The 17431-nt window shown below is 72.4% G+C and carries 14 protein-coding genes; 9 read left to right on the plus strand and 5 right to left on the minus strand.

From position 1 onward, the window contains the following. Positions 1–228: 228 nt before the first annotated feature. The 6 genes from MCM47_RS13180 (at position 229) to MCM47_RS13205 (ending at position 5298) form a co-directional block, all read left to right on the plus strand. Positions 229–975 (plus strand): thioesterase II family protein, encoded by a 747-nt coding sequence (locus MCM47_RS13180; RefSeq protein WP_238861743.1) that lies wholly within the window; start codon positions 229–231, stop codon positions 973–975. A 4-nt stretch (positions 976–979) separates the two neighbouring features. Further along, on the plus strand, positions 980–1705 hold the full coding sequence (locus MCM47_RS13185) for an IclR family transcriptional regulator (RefSeq protein ID WP_238861744.1): 726 nt from the start codon (positions 980–982) through the stop codon (positions 1703–1705). Between the two features lie 111 nt (positions 1706–1816). Then, positions 1817–2458, plus strand: a complete 642-nt coding sequence (locus MCM47_RS13190; protein ID WP_238861745.1) for a 2-hydroxychromene-2-carboxylate isomerase — start codon at positions 1817–1819, stop codon at positions 2456–2458. Positions 2459–2531: 73 nt separating this feature from the next. Then, positions 2532–2744: an MbtH family protein gene (locus MCM47_RS13195; protein ID WP_238861746.1), complete on the plus strand. Its 213-nt coding sequence runs from the start codon at positions 2532–2534 to the stop codon at positions 2742–2744. A gap of 111 nt (positions 2745–2855) precedes the next feature. After that, entirely contained in the window at positions 2856–4082 is a 1227-nt protein-coding gene (locus tag MCM47_RS13200) for an IS30 family transposase (RefSeq protein ID WP_238861747.1), read from the plus strand. 175 nt (positions 4083–4257) lie between these two features. Then, positions 4258–5298: a polyprenyl synthetase family protein gene (locus tag MCM47_RS13205; protein ID WP_238861748.1), complete on the plus strand. Its 1041-nt coding sequence runs from the start codon at positions 4258–4260 to the stop codon at positions 5296–5298. Between the two features lie 86 nt (positions 5299–5384). Here MCM47_RS13205 and MCM47_RS13210 read toward each other — a convergent pair whose 3' ends face one another. Next, positions 5385–7535 (minus strand): MMPL family transporter, encoded by a 2151-nt coding sequence (locus MCM47_RS13210; protein WP_238861749.1) that lies wholly within the window; start codon positions 7533–7535, stop codon positions 5385–5387. A gap of 342 nt (positions 7536–7877) precedes the next feature. Between MCM47_RS13210 and MCM47_RS13215 the strand changes: the two genes are divergently transcribed. From MCM47_RS13215 to MCM47_RS13225, 3 genes are all read left to right on the plus strand, one after another. Continuing rightward, a complete protein-coding gene (locus tag MCM47_RS13215) occupies positions 7878–9419 on the plus strand; it encodes an acyl-CoA carboxylase subunit beta (protein WP_238862132.1) in 1542 nt (513 codons plus the stop codon). Continuing rightward, positions 9416–9709, plus strand: coding sequence for an acyl-CoA carboxylase epsilon subunit (locus MCM47_RS43225; RefSeq protein ID WP_238861750.1), 294 nt, complete (start codon positions 9416–9418; stop codon positions 9707–9709). Before MCM47_RS13215 ends, MCM47_RS43225 begins: the two co-directional genes overlap by 4 nt. 121 nt (positions 9710–9830) lie before the next feature. Next, a complete protein-coding gene (locus tag MCM47_RS13225) occupies positions 9831–12776 on the plus strand; it encodes a BTAD domain-containing putative transcriptional regulator (protein WP_238861751.1) in 2946 nt (981 codons plus the stop codon). Positions 12777–12851: 75 nt separating this feature from the next. Here the strand turns inward: MCM47_RS13225 and MCM47_RS13230 are convergent, their stop codons facing one another. The 4 genes from MCM47_RS13230 to MCM47_RS13245 form a co-directional block, all read right to left on the minus strand. Next, positions 12852–13001 carry a hypothetical protein gene (locus MCM47_RS13230; protein WP_238861752.1) on the minus strand — a complete coding sequence of 50 codons (150 nt, stop codon included), beginning with the start codon at positions 12999–13001 and terminating at the stop codon, positions 12852–12854. Between the two features lie 230 nt (positions 13002–13231). Beyond that, the gene (locus tag MCM47_RS13235; RefSeq protein ID WP_238861753.1) at positions 13232–13690 is read right to left on the minus strand and encodes a nuclear transport factor 2 family protein; all 459 of its coding nucleotides are present in this window, start codon (positions 13688–13690) and stop codon (positions 13232–13234) included. Between the two features lie 14 nt (positions 13691–13704). Then, complete coding sequence (locus tag MCM47_RS13240; protein ID WP_238861754.1) at positions 13705–14628, minus strand: NAD(P)-dependent oxidoreductase; 924 nt, start codon at positions 14626–14628, stop codon at positions 13705–13707. Further along, entirely contained in the window at positions 14625–17399 is a 2775-nt protein-coding gene (locus MCM47_RS13245; protein WP_238861755.1) for a non-ribosomal peptide synthetase, read from the minus strand. Before MCM47_RS13245 ends, MCM47_RS13240 begins: the two co-directional genes overlap by 4 nt. Between the last annotated feature and the right edge of the window lie 32 nt (positions 17400–17431).

Raw genomic sequence — 17431 nt, forward strand, 5'->3', positions numbered from 1 at the left:
TGCGATTGATGAGCCATCGACCGGTGATCGGAAAGGCTCCTGAGAACTCCGGCAGTCGTCTCCCCGGGCGGACTGCCGGCGGCCCGCGGTCGGCAGGCGCGCGTTTCAGCTCGAAACCGCGTCGGCCGACCCGTGGAAGGGCGCCGGAGCCGGCCCCGCACCCCCGGCGGGACCGGCTCCGCGCACGGCCCGGAGAACACGGCGGCATGCTCGGAGGAGACGGGACAGATGATCGACAGCGTGATCGACAGCCGGTGGTTCCGCCGTCACCCGGCGGCGGACGGTCCGGCGACCAAGCGGCTGGTCTGTCTGCCGCACGCGGGCGGTGCCGCGAGTACGTTCCACAGTTGGAGCGGCCGCCTCGGGAACGGGGTGGAGCTCCTGGCGGCCAAGTACCCGGGGCGGCACGAGCGGATCGGTGAGTCGAGCCTGGAGAGCATGACGGAGCTCGCCGACGCGGTCACCGAGGCCCTGCTGCCCTTCGCGGACCTGCCGCTGTCCCTCTTCGGCCACAGCATGGGCTCCTACGTCGCCCACGAGGTGGCGTGCCGGCTGGAGGGCGTGCACGGCGTGCGGCTGGAGGGGCTCTACCTGTCCGGCGCCCGGGCGCCGCACCTGTTCGAGCCCAAGGCGGCCTACCTGGGCGGTGACGAGGCCGTCCTCGACGAGGTGCGCCGACTCGGCGGCACGGAGGCCGCGCTGTTGACCGACCCGGATCTGTTCGAGCTGGTGATGCCGGCCATCCGGGCCGACTTCAGGATCATGGGGGCCTACCGACCGAATGCCCTCGTCGTGCACTGCCCGATGGTCGCCTACGTCGGTGACCGGGACCTGGACGTCGCGCCCGCGGACATGGCGGCCTGGGCGGATCTCGCCTCCGGCTCCTTCGACATGACGGTCTTTCCCGGCGACCACTTCTACCTCGTGGGCCAGCCGGACGGGCTGATGCGCGATCTCGCCGCACGGATCGCGTGACCAGATGGACACGGTAACCTCGGGGCCGAGCAGCGGCGTCGGCGTCCTGGACAAGACCTCGCTGCTTCTCGGCGTGCTGGCTGACGGTCCGGCCTCGTTGCGGACCCTGAGCGACGTCACCGGTCTGTCCAGGGCGACCGTGCACCGGCTCGCGCTCGCCCTGGAGAGCATCCGCCTGCTGACCCGGGACGCCCGGGGGCGGTTTGTGATCGGCCCGCGGATCGGTGAGTTGGCCGAGGAAGCCGGCCGTGACCGGTTGATGCAGAGCGCCCGTCACGTGCTGGCGGAGCTGCGGACGCGCACCGGGGCCAGTGCGCGGCTCTACCGGCGTGCCGGCGGCCTGCGGATCTGCGTGGCGACGGCGGAGGGTCCGGGTACCGAGCGGCAAGCCCGGTCGGCGGAGGGCGTGGCGCTGCCGATGAAGGTCGGTGCGGGCGCCCAGGTGTTGCTGGCGTGGGAGGACCCGTGCGAGATCACCCGGGCGGTCCGGGGAGCCGGCTTCGACGTGATGGCCCTGGCCAAGGTGCGTCGGCAGGGCTGGGCGCAGAGCCTGGGAACCGGCGAGCTGGGCTTCGGCGCGGCTGCGGTGCCCGTGCGCGGGACCGCCGGGAAGGTCGTGGCCGCGCTCGTGCTGGACGGACCGGTCACGCTGATGTCCCGCGCTCCGGGTTTGCGGTACGGCCGTCTGTTGATCGACGCGGCCGCCCGACTCGACACCGGGCTGACCTGACCGGCCGACCGCGTCTTCCTGACAGCTAGCTGCAGAACGTCTTGTCCGTGCCCTCGGGAAATCGATAGAAATCCATCTGGCTGTTCATTTGTGAATTCCTTGGAGACAGTGATGGCAAGAAAGCCGCCGCGCTGGTACTTCTCGTTCAGCAGCGCGTACTCGTGGATGGCGTATCGGGATCTGATCACCCGGTACCCGGACGTCGCGGAAGCGGTCGAGTGGCTGCCGTTCTGGGAACCGGACGACGCTCACCACAACCACCTGGAGTCCTCGGGGGTGCAGCTGCCCTACGTGGCGCTGTCCCGGGAGAAGTACCTCTACGTGCTCCAGGACATCCGCCGGCTGGCCCTGGAGAGGGACCTGCAGATGGTCTGGCCGGTGGACCGCGCGCCCAACTGGGAGGTCTCGCACCTGGCCTACCTGGTGGCCAGGGACCACGGGCTCGGCCGGCAGTTCATCGACGGCACCTACCGGGCCAGGTGGGAGGAGGGGCTGGACATCTCCTCCCCCGAGGTCGTCGCCGCCACCGGCGCGCGTATCGGCCTCGACCCTGTCGTGCTCGGCGCCGCGTGGCAGGACCCGGAGGTGCGCGCCCGGGGCCTGGAGACACTCAGCGCCCCGTACCGGGATGGCGTGTTCGGAGTGCCGTACTTCATCGACGGCTTCCAGCGCTTCTGGGGCATCGACCGACTGCCGGGATTCGTCTCCGCGGTGCGCCACCGCATGGCGGCCGCCACCGCGGCCGCCCGCTGATCAACGTCGGCCGACGTCAACGGACGCCGACGAACCGCAACATCCGCAACCACCGACAGGAGCCCGATCCATCATGGCGACCAACCCGTTCGAGGACGACAGCGCCTCCTACTACGTTCTCGTCAACGAGGAGAACCAGCACTCGCTCTGGCCCGCCTTCGCCGAGGTGCCGGCCGGCTGGACCGTCGTGCACGGCCAGGAGAGCCGCGAGTCCTGCCTCGAGTACATCAACACCAACTGGACGGACATGCGCCCGAAGAGCCTCGTCGAGGCGATGGGCGCCTGACCCACGATCACCCCACGGCGGCTCCCCACGGCCGCCTCCACCGCACTCAGGCCCCGGTCCGCCCCCCTTGGGTTCTAACGGTCGTCGCAACACCCCAGCTCAAGGTGTGCGATGGACTTCGAGATCCGCAGGGACCGGAAGCCGCAGGGGCGTAGGAAGCTCCCTGGCGAGCGGGAGGAATACTTCCGGCTCGTGCGACAGGGCTACAGCAACAAAGAGGCGTCCCGGCTCGTGGGAGTTCACGAGCGGACCGGCCGTGAGTGGCGCAACGGCCGGCCCGAGGGCCGCGTGAAGAGGCCTCGGCCGCCCGCGCAACCGGCGCGGGCGGCCGTCCTCTCGCCACGCGGGCCGTCCCGGTACCTGCGTGAGGACGAGCGCATCCACATCGCCGACCGGCTGCGGGAGAAGGCCGCCGTGCGGGCGATCGCGGCCGAGCTGGGCCGCAGCCCGTCCACGGTCAGCCGGGAGATCCGGCGCAACCGCCATCCGGGCAGCGGCAGTTACCGGCCGCACGCCGCGCAGGCCCGCGCCGACGCCCGCCGGCCCCGACCCAAGCCCGGCAAGATCGCCCGGGACCCGCAGCTGAGGGACTTCATCCAGCACCACCTGGACAAGAAGGGGAGTCCGGAGCAGATCTGCCAGGCTCTACGGGACACCTTTCCCGACCGGCCGGAGATGCACGTGGCCCACGAAACCGTCTACCAGGCCCTCTACATCCAGGGCCGCGGCGAGCTCCGCCGGGAGCTCGCCGGCGCCCTGCGCACCGGCCGCGCCCGCCGTGTCCCCCATCGGCAGGCCAACTGCCGCAGGCCTCGCTTCATCGACCCGATGGTCATGATCAGCGAGCGTCCTGCCGAGGCGGAGGACCGGGCGGTGCCACGGCACTGGGAGGGCGACCTGATCCTCGGCAAGGACAACGCCTCCGCGATCGGCACCCTGGTCGAGCGCCACACCCGCTACGTGATGCTCCTGCACCTGCCGAACGGCCGCACCGCCGAGCACGTCCGCGACGCCCTCGTGGAAACCGTGCGGACGCTGCCCGCCCACCTGGTCCGTTCGCTGACCTGGGACCAGGGCTCCGAGATGGCCTCCCACGGCTCGTTCACCGTCGCCACCGGCGTCCCGGTCTACTTCTGCGACCCGGCCAGCCCCTGGCAGCGCGGCTCGAACGAGAACACCAACGGCCTGCTCCGCCAGTACTTCCCCAAGGGCACCGACCTGGCCGTCCACGGCCCCGAACACCTGGCCTTCGTCGCCGCCGAACTCAACGGCCGCCCACGCAAAACGCTCGGCTGGGACACCCCAGCCGAGCGCCTGCATAAACTCATCGCGGCCTGATCAAACCGACCACGTGTTGCAACGACCCCTGGAAACCGCCCCCTCGCGGACCGGGGCCTGTCGTCTGCCCGCTGGCAGGTTGTTGCCATGCTGCCCCTGAGGGTCCGGCTGACCCTCGATCCCGGACCTAGGGTCGGGTTCGAACGATTGTGCCGACGCTTCGTCCGGAGGAACGATGACCACGCTGACCGCCGAGCCCCTGCCGGACTCTCTGGTGGCCCGCCTGGCCCTGACCGACCAGGGGCTCGCCGACCGGCTGCAGCACGGCCTGGCCGACGCCGAGACCCGGCTGCGCGAGGTGGCGGCCGACGTGCCGAACGCACTGGTCGCCGAGTGGTCGCGCTACCTGATCGACGCCGGCGGTAAGCGGCTGCGCCCGCTGCTGGTGCTGCTCGCGGCCGAATTCGGTGCGGCGGCTTCGGAGGACAGGTCGGACCGGGTCCCGGACGCAGCCGCCCTGGTGGAACTGATACACGTGGCCTCGCTGCACCACGACGACGTGATGGACGGCGCCCTTACCCGGCACGGTGTGCCGAGCGCTTCGGCCCGCTGGGGCAACCGGGCGGCCGTGCAGCTCGGCAACCGGCTGCTGATCAGGGCCGGCCGGCTCGCCGCGGACCTGGGCGACGAGGTGGTCAGGCTGCAGGGCGTCGCCGCGGAACGCCTGGTCCGAGGCCAGCTACGGGAGTTGACCGGCGCGGCGGCGGGGGAGTCCCCGCTGACCCACCACTTCACAGTGATCGCGGACAAGACGGCCTCGCTCATCTCCCTGGCGCTGCGCGTGGGTGGCACGGTGGCGGGTGTCCCCGTCCCGGCCGTCCGGGCGCTGGCCGAGTACGGCGAGTACCTCGGTATCGTCTTCCAACTCTCCGACGACCTGCTGGACTTCGTCGCTGACCCGGCGGAGTCCGGCAAGGACGCCGGGATCGACCTCGCCGCGGGGGTGCGGACCCTGCCGGTGCTGCTGGCACTCAGCGAGGACGGGCCGCGCGCGGCCGAGCTGAGCCGGCTGCTGGAAGGCGGGCCGCTCGTCGACGAGGGCGGCCGCCGTCGTGCGGTGGAGCTGCTGCGCAGCTCCACCGCGGAGGCGCGTGCCCGTGAACTCCTGCACTCCTACGCGACGGACGCCCGCGACGCGCTGTCCGATCTACCGGACGTCCCGGCTCGGGCCGCGCTGGCCGCTCTGGTGGGAGTGGTGGAACACCGCACCTCGTGAGCACCACGCCTCCTGAGCCCTGCTGATGCGAGGGGGCCGCCGGGTCGGATTCGACCCGGCGGCCCCCTCGCCGTCGCCGACGCAGGTCAGCCCGTGGTGCGGCCGCTGCCGACCAGAAGGGGCTCCTCGCCGGCCGGGGCCGGCGCCTGCTCCTTCAGCCCGGGCCACCAGGCCCGGCGGCCGAGCAGTGTGGTGGCGGCCGGAACGAGGAACAGCGCCATGACGAAGGCGGTGAGCAGGATGCCGAACGCCACCGCGAAGCCCATCTGCTGGAGCATCGAGTTGTCCGCGAGCATCAGGACACCGAAGGTGCCCGCCAGGATGATCGCCGCGGCGCCCATCGTCGGTGCGGACCGGGCCACCGCGTGCTTGATCGCCGCCCGCGGGTCGTTGCCCTCGCGGATCTCCTCGCGCAGCCGGGCGACCATCAGGATGTTGTAGTCGGTGCCGATCGCGACCACGAAGAGGTAGACCAGGATCGGAAGGCTGAACAGGACACCGTTGGCGCCCTTGACACCCTGGAAGAGCCAGACCGTGGCGCCGAGCGTGCCGGCGAACCCGAGGCCGACGGAGAGCATCAGGAACCACGGCGCGACGACGCTGCGCAGCAACAGGCCGAGGATCAGCATGATGGCGAGGGCGGCGACAGGGAACACCACGGTGTAGTCGTGGTTGGTGGCGGTGCGGATGTTTGCCATGACGGCGGTCATGCCGCCGACCAGGGCGCGGGTGCCGGCCGGTGCGGCGGCGTGTGCCTGGTCCCGCAGGGTGCCGTCGACCAGGTCGATCGCCTTCTCCTCCATCGGCTTGTAGGCGAGCGAGACGCTGAACTGGGCGACGGCGCCGTCGGCCGAGCGCACCGCCGGGGAGACCTGGGCGACACCGCCGATGCCGGCGAGCTTGTCGTGGTAGGCGGTCAGCTGGTCCTCGGCGAGTTGACCGCCGCCGGTGTTCTCCAGGAGCACCAGGGTCGGATCGGCCCGGCCGGCTGAGAAGGCGCCCTGCAGGTCGTCCATCGCCTGCACCGACTCCAGGTTCTTCGGCAGCGAGCTGCCGGAGTCGAAGTCGGCCTTGAACCCGAGGGCACCGGCCGCGAGCACCACCAGCAGACCGCCGGAGACCGCCGCAACCAGCCCCGGACGGCGGGACGTCAGCCCGCCGACCTTCTGGGCCAGCACGTTCCTCGGCTCGCGCTTCCAAGCCTTGGAGGGCCAGAACGCGGCACGGCCGAGCAGCGCGAACACGGCCGGCACCAGCGTGACGCCGGCGACCATGCTGACTCCGACGGCGATGGCGAGTGAGGGGCCCATGGCGCGCAGCATGCCCATGGTGGAGAGGGTCAGCGCGAGGAAGGCCACCGCCACCGCGCCGGCCGCGGAGGCGATGGTCTCGCCGACTCGGGCGACGGCCTCGGCCATCGCCGGGCGCGGTTCCATCCCGGCCCGCAGGAACTCGCGGTAGCGGAAGAGCAGGAAGAGCAGGTAGTCGGTGCCCACGCCGAACAGGACCACGATCAGCATGGTCGAGACGGAGGAGTCGGCGGTCAGCCCGAAGACGGAGCTGGCGGTGGCGATCAGCCCGGTGGCGGTCAGGTACACCATAAGGATCACGAGCACCGGCAGGAACGCGATCAGCGGACTGCGGAAGATGACGCCGAGCAGGACGATGATCAGTAGCAGGGTGGCCATCATGATCATGCCGTCGGTGTTGCTGCCGGACTCCTTGGAGTCCAGCGCCGTGGCGGACTGGCCGGTGACGCCGAGCTTGAGGTCGGTGCCCTTCAGGAGGTCCTTGGCGTCCGCCCGCAGCTGCTTGACGTCGCTGGTGACGGAGTCGTCGTAGAACTCCTTGGTGTCGGCGTAGATGTTCGCCAGGCCGATCTTCCCGTCGGGGGAGACCGCGTTGGGGTCGGTCTGGACCTTCTTCAGGTGTGTGTACTGCTTGGCCTCCAGGCCGGCGGCGATCTTCGCCAGGTCGGCCTTGTCGCCGTCGGTGAGCACGGCGCCGTCGGTCCGCTGGAAGACGGCGATCGCGGCGGGCTGATCGGGCCCGGGGAAGGCCCGCTTCTGCACGTCGGTCACCTGGACCGATTCGTAGTGCGAGGGCAGGAACTCGGCCTGGTCGGTGGTCGATTCCAGCTTGGGCGAGAGGACGGTCAGGGCGACCGCCGCGACCAGCCAGGCGATGACGACCAGCCACGGGCGGCGGACGACGAACCGTCCGATCCGTGTGAACATGACACTCCTTGACGTCCGGCGGTGTCCGGCGGCCCCGGCCGGGCGGGCCAGTGGGGGCGGTGCGGACTGCTGGGTGGTGTGCGATCGAAATGTCGCGATCGCAGTGCGTGGGGATGCAGCATCGCACCGTCACCCGACGGCGCACCTGCACCGTGGCAGCTTGTGGCCACTCCGGGCGGCGCGGAGGCGCGGAGCAGGCCGGCCGGTACAGCTTGCGGACCGGCGCCGGGTGAACCGTGGCGCGCCGCCGCGGGCGCTGCCTACCGTCGGGGGACCGTCGAGGAGCAGAAGGGGGGACGGCCGGTGCCGGACACCACGACGACCGCGGTCGCCGCATCCACCATGCGTGACCGGGTCGAGGAGCTGCGGAGCCTGCGGGCCGGGATCCGCGCGGGAGACCCGAGGGCCACCGAGGCCCAGCGTGACAAGGGCAAGCTGACCGCCCGTGAGCGCATCGAGCTGCTCTTTGACGAGGGCTCGTTCCGCGAGGTGGAGCCGCTGCGCCGGCACCGCGCCACCGGCTTCGGCCTGGAGGCGAAGAAGCCGCACACCGACGGCGTCGTCGTCGGCTGGGGCACGGTGCACGGCCGGACGGTCTTCACCTACGCCCATGACTTCCGGATCTTCGGCGGCGCGCTGGGCGAGGCCCATGCCCAGAAGATCCACAAGATCATGGACATGGCCATCGCGGCCGGTGCGCCGCTGGTGTCGCTGAACGACGGCGCCGGCGCCCGCATCCAGGAGGGCGTCACCGCCCTGGCCGGCTACGGCGGCATCTTCCAGCGCAACACCCGTGCCTCCGGCGTCATCCCGCAGATCTCGGTGATGCTCGGCCCGTGCGCCGGCGGCGCCGCGTACTCCCCGGCCCTGACGGACTTCGTGTTCATGGTCCGCGAGACCTCGCAGATGTTCATCACCGGCCCGGACGTGGTCCAGGCTGTGACCGGCGAGAAGATCAGCCAGAACGGCCTGGGCGGCGCCGACGTCCACTCCGGGGTCTCCGGCGTCTCGCACTTCGCCTACGACGACGAGCAGTCCTGCATCGAGGAGGTCCGCTACCTCCTGTCGCTGCTGCCGCAGAACAACCGCGAGATGCCGCCGACCGTCGTCAACGACGACCCGGTGGACCGCCGCAACGACGCGCTGCTCGACCTGGTGCCGGTCGACGGCAACCGCCCGTACGACATGCGCAAGGTGATCGAGGAGATCGTCGACCACGGCGAGTACCTGGAGGTCCACGAGCACTGGGCCACCAACGTGCTCTGCGTGCTGGCCCGACTCGGCGGCCGGCCGGTCGGTGTGGTGGCCAGCCAGCCGCAGTCGATGGCCGGCGTGCTGGACATCCACGCCTCCGAGAAGGCCGCGCGCTTCGTGCAGTTCTGTGACGCCTTCACCATCCCGCTGGTGACCCTGGTCGACGTCCCGGGCTTCCTGCCCGGCGTCGGCCAGGAGCACGACGGCATCATCCGGCACGGCGCCAAGCTGCTGTACGCCTACTGCAACGCCACCGTGCCGCGCGTCCAGCTGATCCTGCGCAAGGCCTACGGCGGCGCGTACATCGTGATGGACTCCCGTTCGATCGGCGCGGACCTCTCGTTCGCCTGGCCGACCAACGAGATCGCCGTCATGGGCGCCGAGGGCGCCGCCAACGTCGTCTTCCGCCGGGAGATCGCCGCCTCCGACACGCCGGACGCCACCCGCGCCCAGCTGGTCAAGGAGTACACCGCCGAGCTGATGCACCCGTACTACGCGGCCGAGCGCGGCCTCGTGGACGACGTCATCGACCCCGCGGAGACCCGGGCCACCCTGATCGCGGCGCTCGACATGCTGGCGACCAAGCACGCGCTGCTGCCGGCCCGCAAGCACGGGAACCCGCCGCAGTGAGCGCCGTCCACGCCCCCGCCGTCCCCGCCCTCGCCGGGCCCGAACCGGGCGGGTCCGAACCGGGCGGGCCCGAACCCGCCGGGCCCGAACCGGGCGATTGCGGTCCGCGCGGGCCGGTGCTGCGGGTCCTCCGCGGGCGGCCCACCGGCGACGAACTGGCGGTGCTGGCGGCGGTGCTGACCGCGGTGCTGGCGCCGGCCGTCCGCCGGGCGGCGACCGTGCCGCCGGTCCGGCCGGCCCCGCCGGCGCGCTGGGAGCGTGCCGAGCCGCGGCCGGTGCACCGACCGTGACACGTTCCTGCAGGTCCGCTTGTCGCTGCCGAGAAGCGGCTGGTAAGAACGACCAGTCTTGGAAGATCAACAACGGATGCGGCCGGCTCACCACACGGCCGCGGTTGAGGGGAGGCGACTGATGCTCCAGGTGGTTTTCAGGATCCTCGGCCCTCTGGACGTCCAGGTGGACGGCCGACCGGTCCCGCTCTCCGGAGCCCGGCAGCGCACCATCCTCGCCATGCTGCTGCTCTCCGCCGACCACGTCGTCTCGGTCGATACCCTCGCCGAGGCGGTCTGGCAGGGCTCGCCCCCGACGACGTTCGTGAACCAGATCGCGATCTGCGTGTCGGGCCTGCGCAAGGCCTTCAAGGCGGCGGTCGGGGCGGACGACCTGATCGTCACCTCCCACCCCGGCTACCAGCTTGCCACCGGCACCCACCGCATCGACGCCGCCGAGTTCGACCAGCTGGTGGACGAGGCCCGCGAGGCGCGGCGGCGCGGGCGCACCGCCGTGGCGGCCGGGCTGCTGGAGCAGGCGCTCGGCCTCTGGCGCGGCCGCGCGCTCGAAGGCGTGGCGGCCGGGCGGGTGGCGGCCGAGGCGGCCCGGCTCGACGAGCAGCGCCTCGCCGTCCACGAGGAGTTCACCTCGCTCCGGCTCGACCTCGGCCGGCACCGCGAACTCATCGGCGAACTGACGTCGTTCCTCGCCGAGCACGGGCTGCGCGAGCAGGCCCGGGCCCAGCTGATGCTCGCCCAGTACCGGTCGGGCCTGCGGGCCGAGGCACTGGAGACCTACCGGGACGCCCGCCGGCTCTTCGCCGACGAGCTCGGCATCGAACCCGGACCGCGGCTGCGGCAGCTGCACGACGCGGTGCTCGCCGACGAGGCGTGGCTGGCCGGGCCGGCCGTCGAGCCGACGGCCGGGGGAACGCCCCCCGACCCGGGACCGCCGGCCGCCGGTGGGCCACGGTCCGGCCCCGCCGCAGCCGCCGCAGCCGCCGGTACAGCGGACGCCGGTGCGGAACGGAAAGGATTCCGTTCCGCTTTCGAGCCCGTTTCACAGCGTCGCGGCCGCCCGCGGCAGCCCACCGTCCCGGCGGCCCGGACGCGGGGCACGGATCGGCGCTCCGAGCCCGTCGAGGTCCCGCTCGCCCGGTCCCCGCGGAACATCCAACCGGCTGCATCCGCACTGGAGTTCCGGCTGCTCGGGCCGGTCGAGGCGATTGCCGGCGGCCGGGAGATCCCGCTGGACGGTGCCAAGCAGCGCTCCGTCCTGGCCGCCCTGCTCCTGGCCGACGGCCGGTTGCTGCCCGACGACCGGCTCTCCACCCTGATCTGGGGCTGGGAACCGCCGGCCACCTGGACGGCCCAACTGCACACCTACGCCTCCCGGTTGCGCGGGCGGCTCGGCCCGCTCGTCGACCTGGTCCGGCGGGGCCCGGGCTACCGGCTGGACATCGGGCCGGCCCGGCTGGACCTGCGCGAGTTCCGGCGCGACGCCGACCTCGGCCACCGTGCCCTGGAGAACGGCGCCTACGCCCGCGCGGCCGAACTGCTCTCCGCCGCGCTCGGGCAGTGGCGGGGCGAGCCGCTCACCGGCGTCACCCCGCAGCTCGCGGAGAAGGAGCTGCCGGCGTTGGAGGAGAGCCGCCTCGCCGTGCTGGAGGACCGCATCGAGGCGGAGCTCGCCCTCGGCGGCCACCGCGCGGCCGTCCCCGAACTGCTCCGCCTGGTCGCCGAACACCCCACCCGGGAGCGACTGCGCGGCCAGCTGATGATCGGCCTGTACCGCTGCGACCGGCAGGGCGACGCACTGGAGGTGTACGAGGCCGGTCGGCGGCTGCTCGCCGAAGAGCTGGGTGTGGACCCGGGACCGGCGCTGCGGCGGCTCCACCACCAGGTGCTCACCGGGGACCTCACCCACCCCGGGGTGCCCGAGGGATCGGCCGCGGTGCTGGCACCGGCCGTCCGGCTCGCCCCCGCGCCACCGCGCGGCACCCGCCCGGCCGTCGCACCGGCCGGCGGGGAGGAGCGCGGCGGGCTGGTCCCGGCGATGCTGCCACCCGCCACCGCCGACTTCATCGGCCGGGAACGCCACCTCACGGCCCTGGCGGCAGCCCTGCGCGGCGTCCGGCCCGACGGCCCGGCGGCCGCGGCCGCCGTCGAGGACCCGGCCGCCCCGGCAGGGCCGGTGGTGCTGACCGGCAGCGCCGGGACCGGGAAGTCCACACTCGCCGTCCACGCCGCGCACCTCGTCCGGGACGACTTCCCGGACGGGCACCTCTACGCGGACCTGACCGCCCCGGACGGCACCCCGCGCGATCCCGGCGCGGTGCTCGGGGGATTCCTGCGTGCCCTCGGCGCCGACGAGCCCGAGCTGCCGGAAGCCCTGGACGAACGGGTCCGGCTCTACCGCAGCCGGCTCGCCGGCCGGCACGTCCTGGTGGTCCTGGACAACGCCGCCGACGACCGCCAGGTCCGCCCGCTGCTCACCGCGGAGAGCCGCAGCCGGACCCTGGTCACCAGCCGGGCCGCGCTCGGCGTGCTGGAGGGCGCCCGGCGCTTCCAGGTCGGCCCGCTGGACTTCCCCGGCGCCTACCAACTGCTCGCCGCGGCCGGCCGCGAGCGGGTGGCCGCCGACCCCGCCGCGACGGCGCGGATCGTCGAGCTGTGCGAGCGCCTGCCGCTCGCACTGCGGGTCTGCGCCGCCCGGCTGGCCGCCCATGCGCACTGGTCCCCGGCCCGGCTCGCCGACCGGCTCACTCCGGCCGAGCACCGGCTGGACGAGCTGCGCCTCGGCGACCTGGACGTCCGGGCCCGCCTCTGCTCCGGCCTGCCCGGCCTCGACCCCGTCGCCCGGGCCGCCCTGGGCGTGCTCGCCCGGGCGGACGCCGACAGCTGGACCCCCGTGGACGCCGCCGCCCTGCTCGGCTCGTCCGAGCGGGACGCCGAGGAGGTCCTGGAGCTACTGACCGGCGCCCGGCTGCTCACCGCCGCCGAGGACCGGGCCGAGCTGCGGTACCGCTTCGCGCCGCTGGTGCGCCTCGTCGCGCTGGAGGAGTGCCGCACGGCCGTGGCCGTCTGAGCCTGCCCCCGGTCCGTCCGCCCCGCACGTGGCGGGGTGGACGGACCGGCCTCCCCCTGCGGGGCGGGACACGCCCTACCCGCAGCCGCCGGCGTGGCCGACGTCCAGACTGCGGGCCGGCAGCGCGACGGCCAGCAGGTCCGGCTCGCTGAGCAGCAGTTCGAGGTCGAGGTACTGCGGCCACTGCCGTTCTTCGACGGCGGTGTCGGTGCTCGTGGTCTCCATCGTCGCCTCCGGGCTCCGTGCTTCTCGGTGGAGAGAGCATGGGTCCGGCGGCTATGGCGCCCCTATCAATCCTCTGCGGATCGCCTCTGCCGCTCGGGGGATCGGATGAGAGCGCGAATATAGAAATTCTATGGAGGCTTGGGGCAGGGTCGCGGCGGGGACGTCCGGGCCGGTGTACCGGGAGGCGCCCGGGCAGGGCGGCCACCCGGTCACGGCCCCGGTCGGCCCGGTCAGCCGTCGATCAGCCGGGCGAAGACGACGGTGTCGAAGATGTCCTCCATCCGCACCGCCCGGCCGTCGCGGAACGTCCACGAGTGGACGAACGACAGGGTCTCGGTGCGCCCGCTCAGCGAGGTGACGGCGCGGACGCCGAAGACCACCACGCGGTCGCCGGAGTGGACGAACTCCTTCGGCTCCAGCCGCATTCCTCCGAGGACGGTCGGCACCCGGGCCAGGAACTCGCGGACGCCCGCGTGGCCGAGCTTGGTCCCGCCGAGCCCGTACGGGGCCAGCCCGTCGGGGTGGACCCACTCGATGCCCGGGTCCATGGTCGCCAGCAGCGCGGCGAGGTCCCGATCGTGGAAGGCCCGGTACGCGGCGTGGACGACGGCGAGGTTGTCGTGGCTGCCGCGGCGGTCGGCGGCGGCGAGCTCGTCGACAAAGGAAAGGTCGGCGTAGTCGACAGTCATCAGGGTGGCTCTCCTCAGCGGATGTGGTCGGGGTACAGGGCTTCGAGGGTCAGGCGGATGCCCTCGCGCCAGTCGACCTCGCACGGCCCGGTCAGCGCGCGGCGTCGGGTCGGGTCGAACCGGTAGGTCTCCCGCGTGACTTCGCTCGGCACCAGCTCGGCCGGCACGCCGGTGAGCTCCTCGATGTAGCGCAGGCAGTCGGTGATTCCGACCGCCTCGTCGCCGCCCCAGTTGACCAGGGTCGTCGGCACCGAGGCGGCCGCCCACAGGTGCGGGACCTGCCGGACCAGGTCGCTGGTGTACAGCAGCGAGCACCAGTTCTGGCCCTCCAGCGGCACCGGGATCGGCTGGCCCGCGAGCATCCGACGGAAGTACAGCATCGGCACACCGCCGTAACCGCCCGGGCCGTAGGCGATGTTGAGCCGGGCGATGGTGGTCGGCAGACCCAGCACCCGGGCGAGCGCGCGGACCGCCCCCTCGGTGGCGATCTTGCCCACCGGGTAGGCCGGCAACCAGTCCGCGACGCCGTCGATCGGGTCGTCCTCGGTGTAGGCGTGGTCCAGCGTCTGCCGGGCGTAGAGCGCACCGGTCGAGACGTAGAGGAACGACTCCGCAGTTCGGCAGTGCGCCATCAGCCGGCCGGTGGCCGAGACGTTGACGTCGATCGCCCGGTTGAAGTCGCCGTCCTCGCCGCGCCGGACCGCCGAGTGGATGACGTGGGTGAAGTCCTGCGGCACGCCCTTGAGCGCGTACTCGCCGTCGTCCTCCATGTCCCAGCGCCAGGTGGTGATTCCCCGTGCCCGCAGGTCGTCCTCGACGCCCGGCGTGCCGAAGCGGCCCAGGCACCAGACCTCGTTGCCCTGTTCGGCGAGCGCCTCCGCCACCGGCCGGGCGACCTGACCGGTGCCCCCGGTCACCAGGATCTTGCTGCCCTTCACTTGCCCTCTCCCATCGCCAGGTCCAGCTCCTTGCGCAGAATCGCCTGGAACGCCGCCACGTGCTGCGGGCTCATCAGCGTGTAGTGCTCACCGGGCACTTCGACGTACCGGTTCGGTTCCTCGGTGAAGTCGTCCCAGCACCGAAGCTCGTTCTCCAGCCAGTCCTCCTTGGTGCCCCGCAGCGGGATCGCGTAGAAGACCGACATCCGGCGGACGCTGCCCTCCGGCCGGTAGCTGCGCCCCAGGTCGGTGAGCCGGTCGGCGAGCTCCGCCCAGGCCGCGAACTTCTCGGCGTCCAGGTCGAGTTCGGCGATCCGATCGGCCGGCGCCAGGGCCAGCAGACGGTCCAGCTGCAGCTCCCGGGGGAGTCCGCGAAGTCGGGCGGGCAACTCCCGGGCCTGCTTCTTGTCGACGAGCGCGAGGAAGAAGGCCAGGTTGACGGCGGTCTCGGCGAAGTCGAGTTCGTCCATCCGGTACTTGATGTTCGGCGGCAGGTTGAAGCTGCCGACGAAGTCGACCCGCTCGCCCTCCGACTCCAGCACCTTGGCGATCTCGAAGGCGACCGCGCCGCCGTAGGAGTAGCCGGCCACGGCGTACGGACCGTGCGGCTGCCGTTCGCGGATCGCGGCGACGTAGGTGTCGACCATCTCCTCGAAGGTCCGGAACGGCTTCTCACCCTCGTTGAAACCGCGGGCGCGCAGCGCGTAGAAGGGCCGGTCCCCCACGAAGTACTGGGCCAGGTTGACGAAGACCAGCACCTCGCCGACCCCCGGGTGGACGCAGAACAGCGGCGTCTTGTCGCCGCTCAGCTGCATCGGCACGATCGGGTCGTAGGCGGTCTCGCCGGGCCCCCGCAGCCCGGCGAGAGCGCCCGCGAGCGAGCGTACGGTCGGCGCGGTCAGCACCGTGATGATCTGCAGGTCGTCCGCACCCAGCCGCTCCGCGACCTTGCTGCGCAGCCGCAGGATGTCCAGCGACGTGCCGCCCAGGTCGAAGAAGCTGGCGGTGGCGCTGATCCGGGCCGGGTCGAGGTCGAACAGCTCGCCGTAGATCTCGGCGAGGGCGTGCTCGGTGTCACCCTCCGGCGCGGTGTACCCACCGAGCCGACGGTCCGTCAACTCCTCGACCGAGCCGATCTGCTGTGCATAGCAGCCGGTCTCCAGTCGGTGGCGCATCAGAGCCCGCTGGACCTTGCCGAGGCTGGTCTTGGGGAAGGCCTCCTTCGGGAGCGGCAGGATCAGCGCCGGGCGGAAGCCCCAGTGCATCACCACCGTGCTGCGCACCGCGGCCAGCACCCGGTAGCGGCCGGACTCGTCCTCCTTGGGCACCTCGCAGTGGAAGGCCACCACCAGCTGCTCGGTGTCGGCGCCGGCCGGGCGGGTGGGGAAGGCCGCGACGAACGATCCTGCCACGCCCTCCAGTTGCTCCAGCGCGGTCTCGATCTCGTGGCTGAAGTAGTTGACTCCGTTGACGATCACGCTGTCCTTGCTGCGGCCGACGAGGGTGAGCCGGCCCTCGTCGATCCGGCCGAGGTCGCCACTGCGGAACCAGCCGTCGGAGGTGAACGCCCCGCGGGTGGCCGCCTCGTCGTTGTGGTAGCCGCGGGTGATCATCGGGCCGCTGAGCTGGAGTTCGCCGACCTCGCCCTCGGGCAGCGCGCGGTCCTCGGGGTCGGCGACTCTGATCCGCAGACCGGCCACCGGCATGCCGAGGTTGGCGAACTCCTGGCCCTCGTCGCGGTGCGGGAAGCCCAGCGAGTAGATGCTTCCGGCGCAGGTCTCCGTCATGCCGAACGCGGGCCAGAGGGCGTCACGGCTCAGCCCGAACGGCGCGTACCGGTCGAGGAAGGCGGTGCCGGTGGCGCAGACCACCGCCTCGCCGCCGCTGACGATGTGCCGCAGCCGGGAGAGGTCCAGCCGTTCCCGGTCCGCCGCGGGTATCCGATCGGCGGCCGCGTTCAGCAGGCCCAGCAGGAAGTTCGGGGTGAAGGTCATCGTCACCCGGTGCTCGGAGATCAGCCGCAGGAACTCCAGCGGCTCACCGAGCACCACCTGGGCCGGTGCGTGGACCTGCCGGCAGCCGACGGAGAGCGGCAGCAGGTGGCACTCCAGCAGGGCGGCCACGTGGTCGAAGGAGACCCAGTTGAGACTGGTGTCGGCGGCGGTGAGCCGGTGGTAGCCGTTCTTCGCGGCCATCGACGCCAGCAGGTTGGCGTGGCTGAGCTCCACGGCCTTGGAGTTGCCGGTCGAGCCGGAGGTCAGCACGAGGACGGCGACGTCCGACGGCTGCGCCCGGTGCGGCTCCTCGTCGGCCGCCGCGCCGGTGCCCTGCCCGCTCTCCTCGAGCAGGGCGGTGAGCGTGGTGACGGAGAGACCGTCCACCCGTGGCATCTCGGCCGCGAGCGCGTCGCTGGTGATGACCAGCGGCTGGTCCAGCAGATCGTTCGCATGGGTGAGTTGAGCGGCCCAGCGGTCCTGGTCGCCGCGCAGCGGAGCCATCGGGCAGGGGACGAAGCCGCCGAGCACGGCGGCCCAGAAGGCGGGCAGGAAGTCGGGGTGCTGCTCCAGCAGCAGGACGACCTTGTCCTCGGGGCGCAGGCCGCGGGCGCGCAGGCCGACGAGCAGACGGCCTGCCTCGGCGAGGAGTTCGGGGTGGGTCTGGTCGCGGTGGTCGGTGCCGGCGCCGCCCGAGCAGTAACGGACACCGTGGGCGGGCTGCCGCTCGGCGGCGGCGAGTAGCAGGTCGGCGATGGTCTGGGTGGGGACGTCCATCGTTCTCTCCATGGCTCGGTGGATCTCCAGGG

It is taken from the genome of Kitasatospora sp. A2-31 (assembly GCF_022288725.1).
Lineage (GTDB): Bacteria > Actinomycetota > Actinomycetes > Streptomycetales > Streptomycetaceae > Kitasatospora.

Coding starts and splice junctions, on each gene's coding strand:
- MCM47_RS13180 (WP_238861743.1), top strand. CDS start 229: ATGATCGACAGCGTGATCGACAGCCGGTGGTTCCGCCGTCACCCGGCG.
- MCM47_RS13185 (WP_238861744.1), top strand. CDS start 980: ATGGACACGGTAACCTCGGGGCCGAGCAGCGGCGTCGGCGTCCTGGAC.
- MCM47_RS13190 (WP_238861745.1), top strand. CDS start 1,817: ATGGCAAGAAAGCCGCCGCGCTGGTACTTCTCGTTCAGCAGCGCGTAC.
- MCM47_RS13195 (WP_238861746.1), top strand. CDS start 2,532: ATGGCGACCAACCCGTTCGAGGACGACAGCGCCTCCTACTACGTTCTC.
- MCM47_RS13200 (WP_238861747.1), top strand. CDS start 2,856: ATGGACTTCGAGATCCGCAGGGACCGGAAGCCGCAGGGGCGTAGGAAG.
- MCM47_RS13205 (WP_238861748.1), top strand. CDS start 4,258: ATGACCACGCTGACCGCCGAGCCCCTGCCGGACTCTCTGGTGGCCCGC.
- MCM47_RS13210 (WP_238861749.1), bottom strand. CDS start 7,535: ATGTTCACACGGATCGGACGGTTCGTCGTCCGCCGCCCGTGGCTGGTC.
- MCM47_RS13215 (WP_238862132.1), top strand. CDS start 7,878: ATGCGTGACCGGGTCGAGGAGCTGCGGAGCCTGCGGGCCGGGATCCGC.
- MCM47_RS13225 (WP_238861751.1), top strand. CDS start 9,831: ATGCTCCAGGTGGTTTTCAGGATCCTCGGCCCTCTGGACGTCCAGGTG.
- MCM47_RS13230 (WP_238861752.1), bottom strand. CDS start 13,001: ATGGAGACCACGAGCACCGACACCGCCGTCGAAGAACGGCAGTGGCCG.
- MCM47_RS13235 (WP_238861753.1), bottom strand. CDS start 13,690: ATGACTGTCGACTACGCCGACCTTTCCTTTGTCGACGAGCTCGCCGCC.
- MCM47_RS13245 (WP_238861755.1), bottom strand. CDS start 17,399: ATGGACGTCCCCACCCAGACCATCGCCGACCTGCTACTCGCCGCCGCC.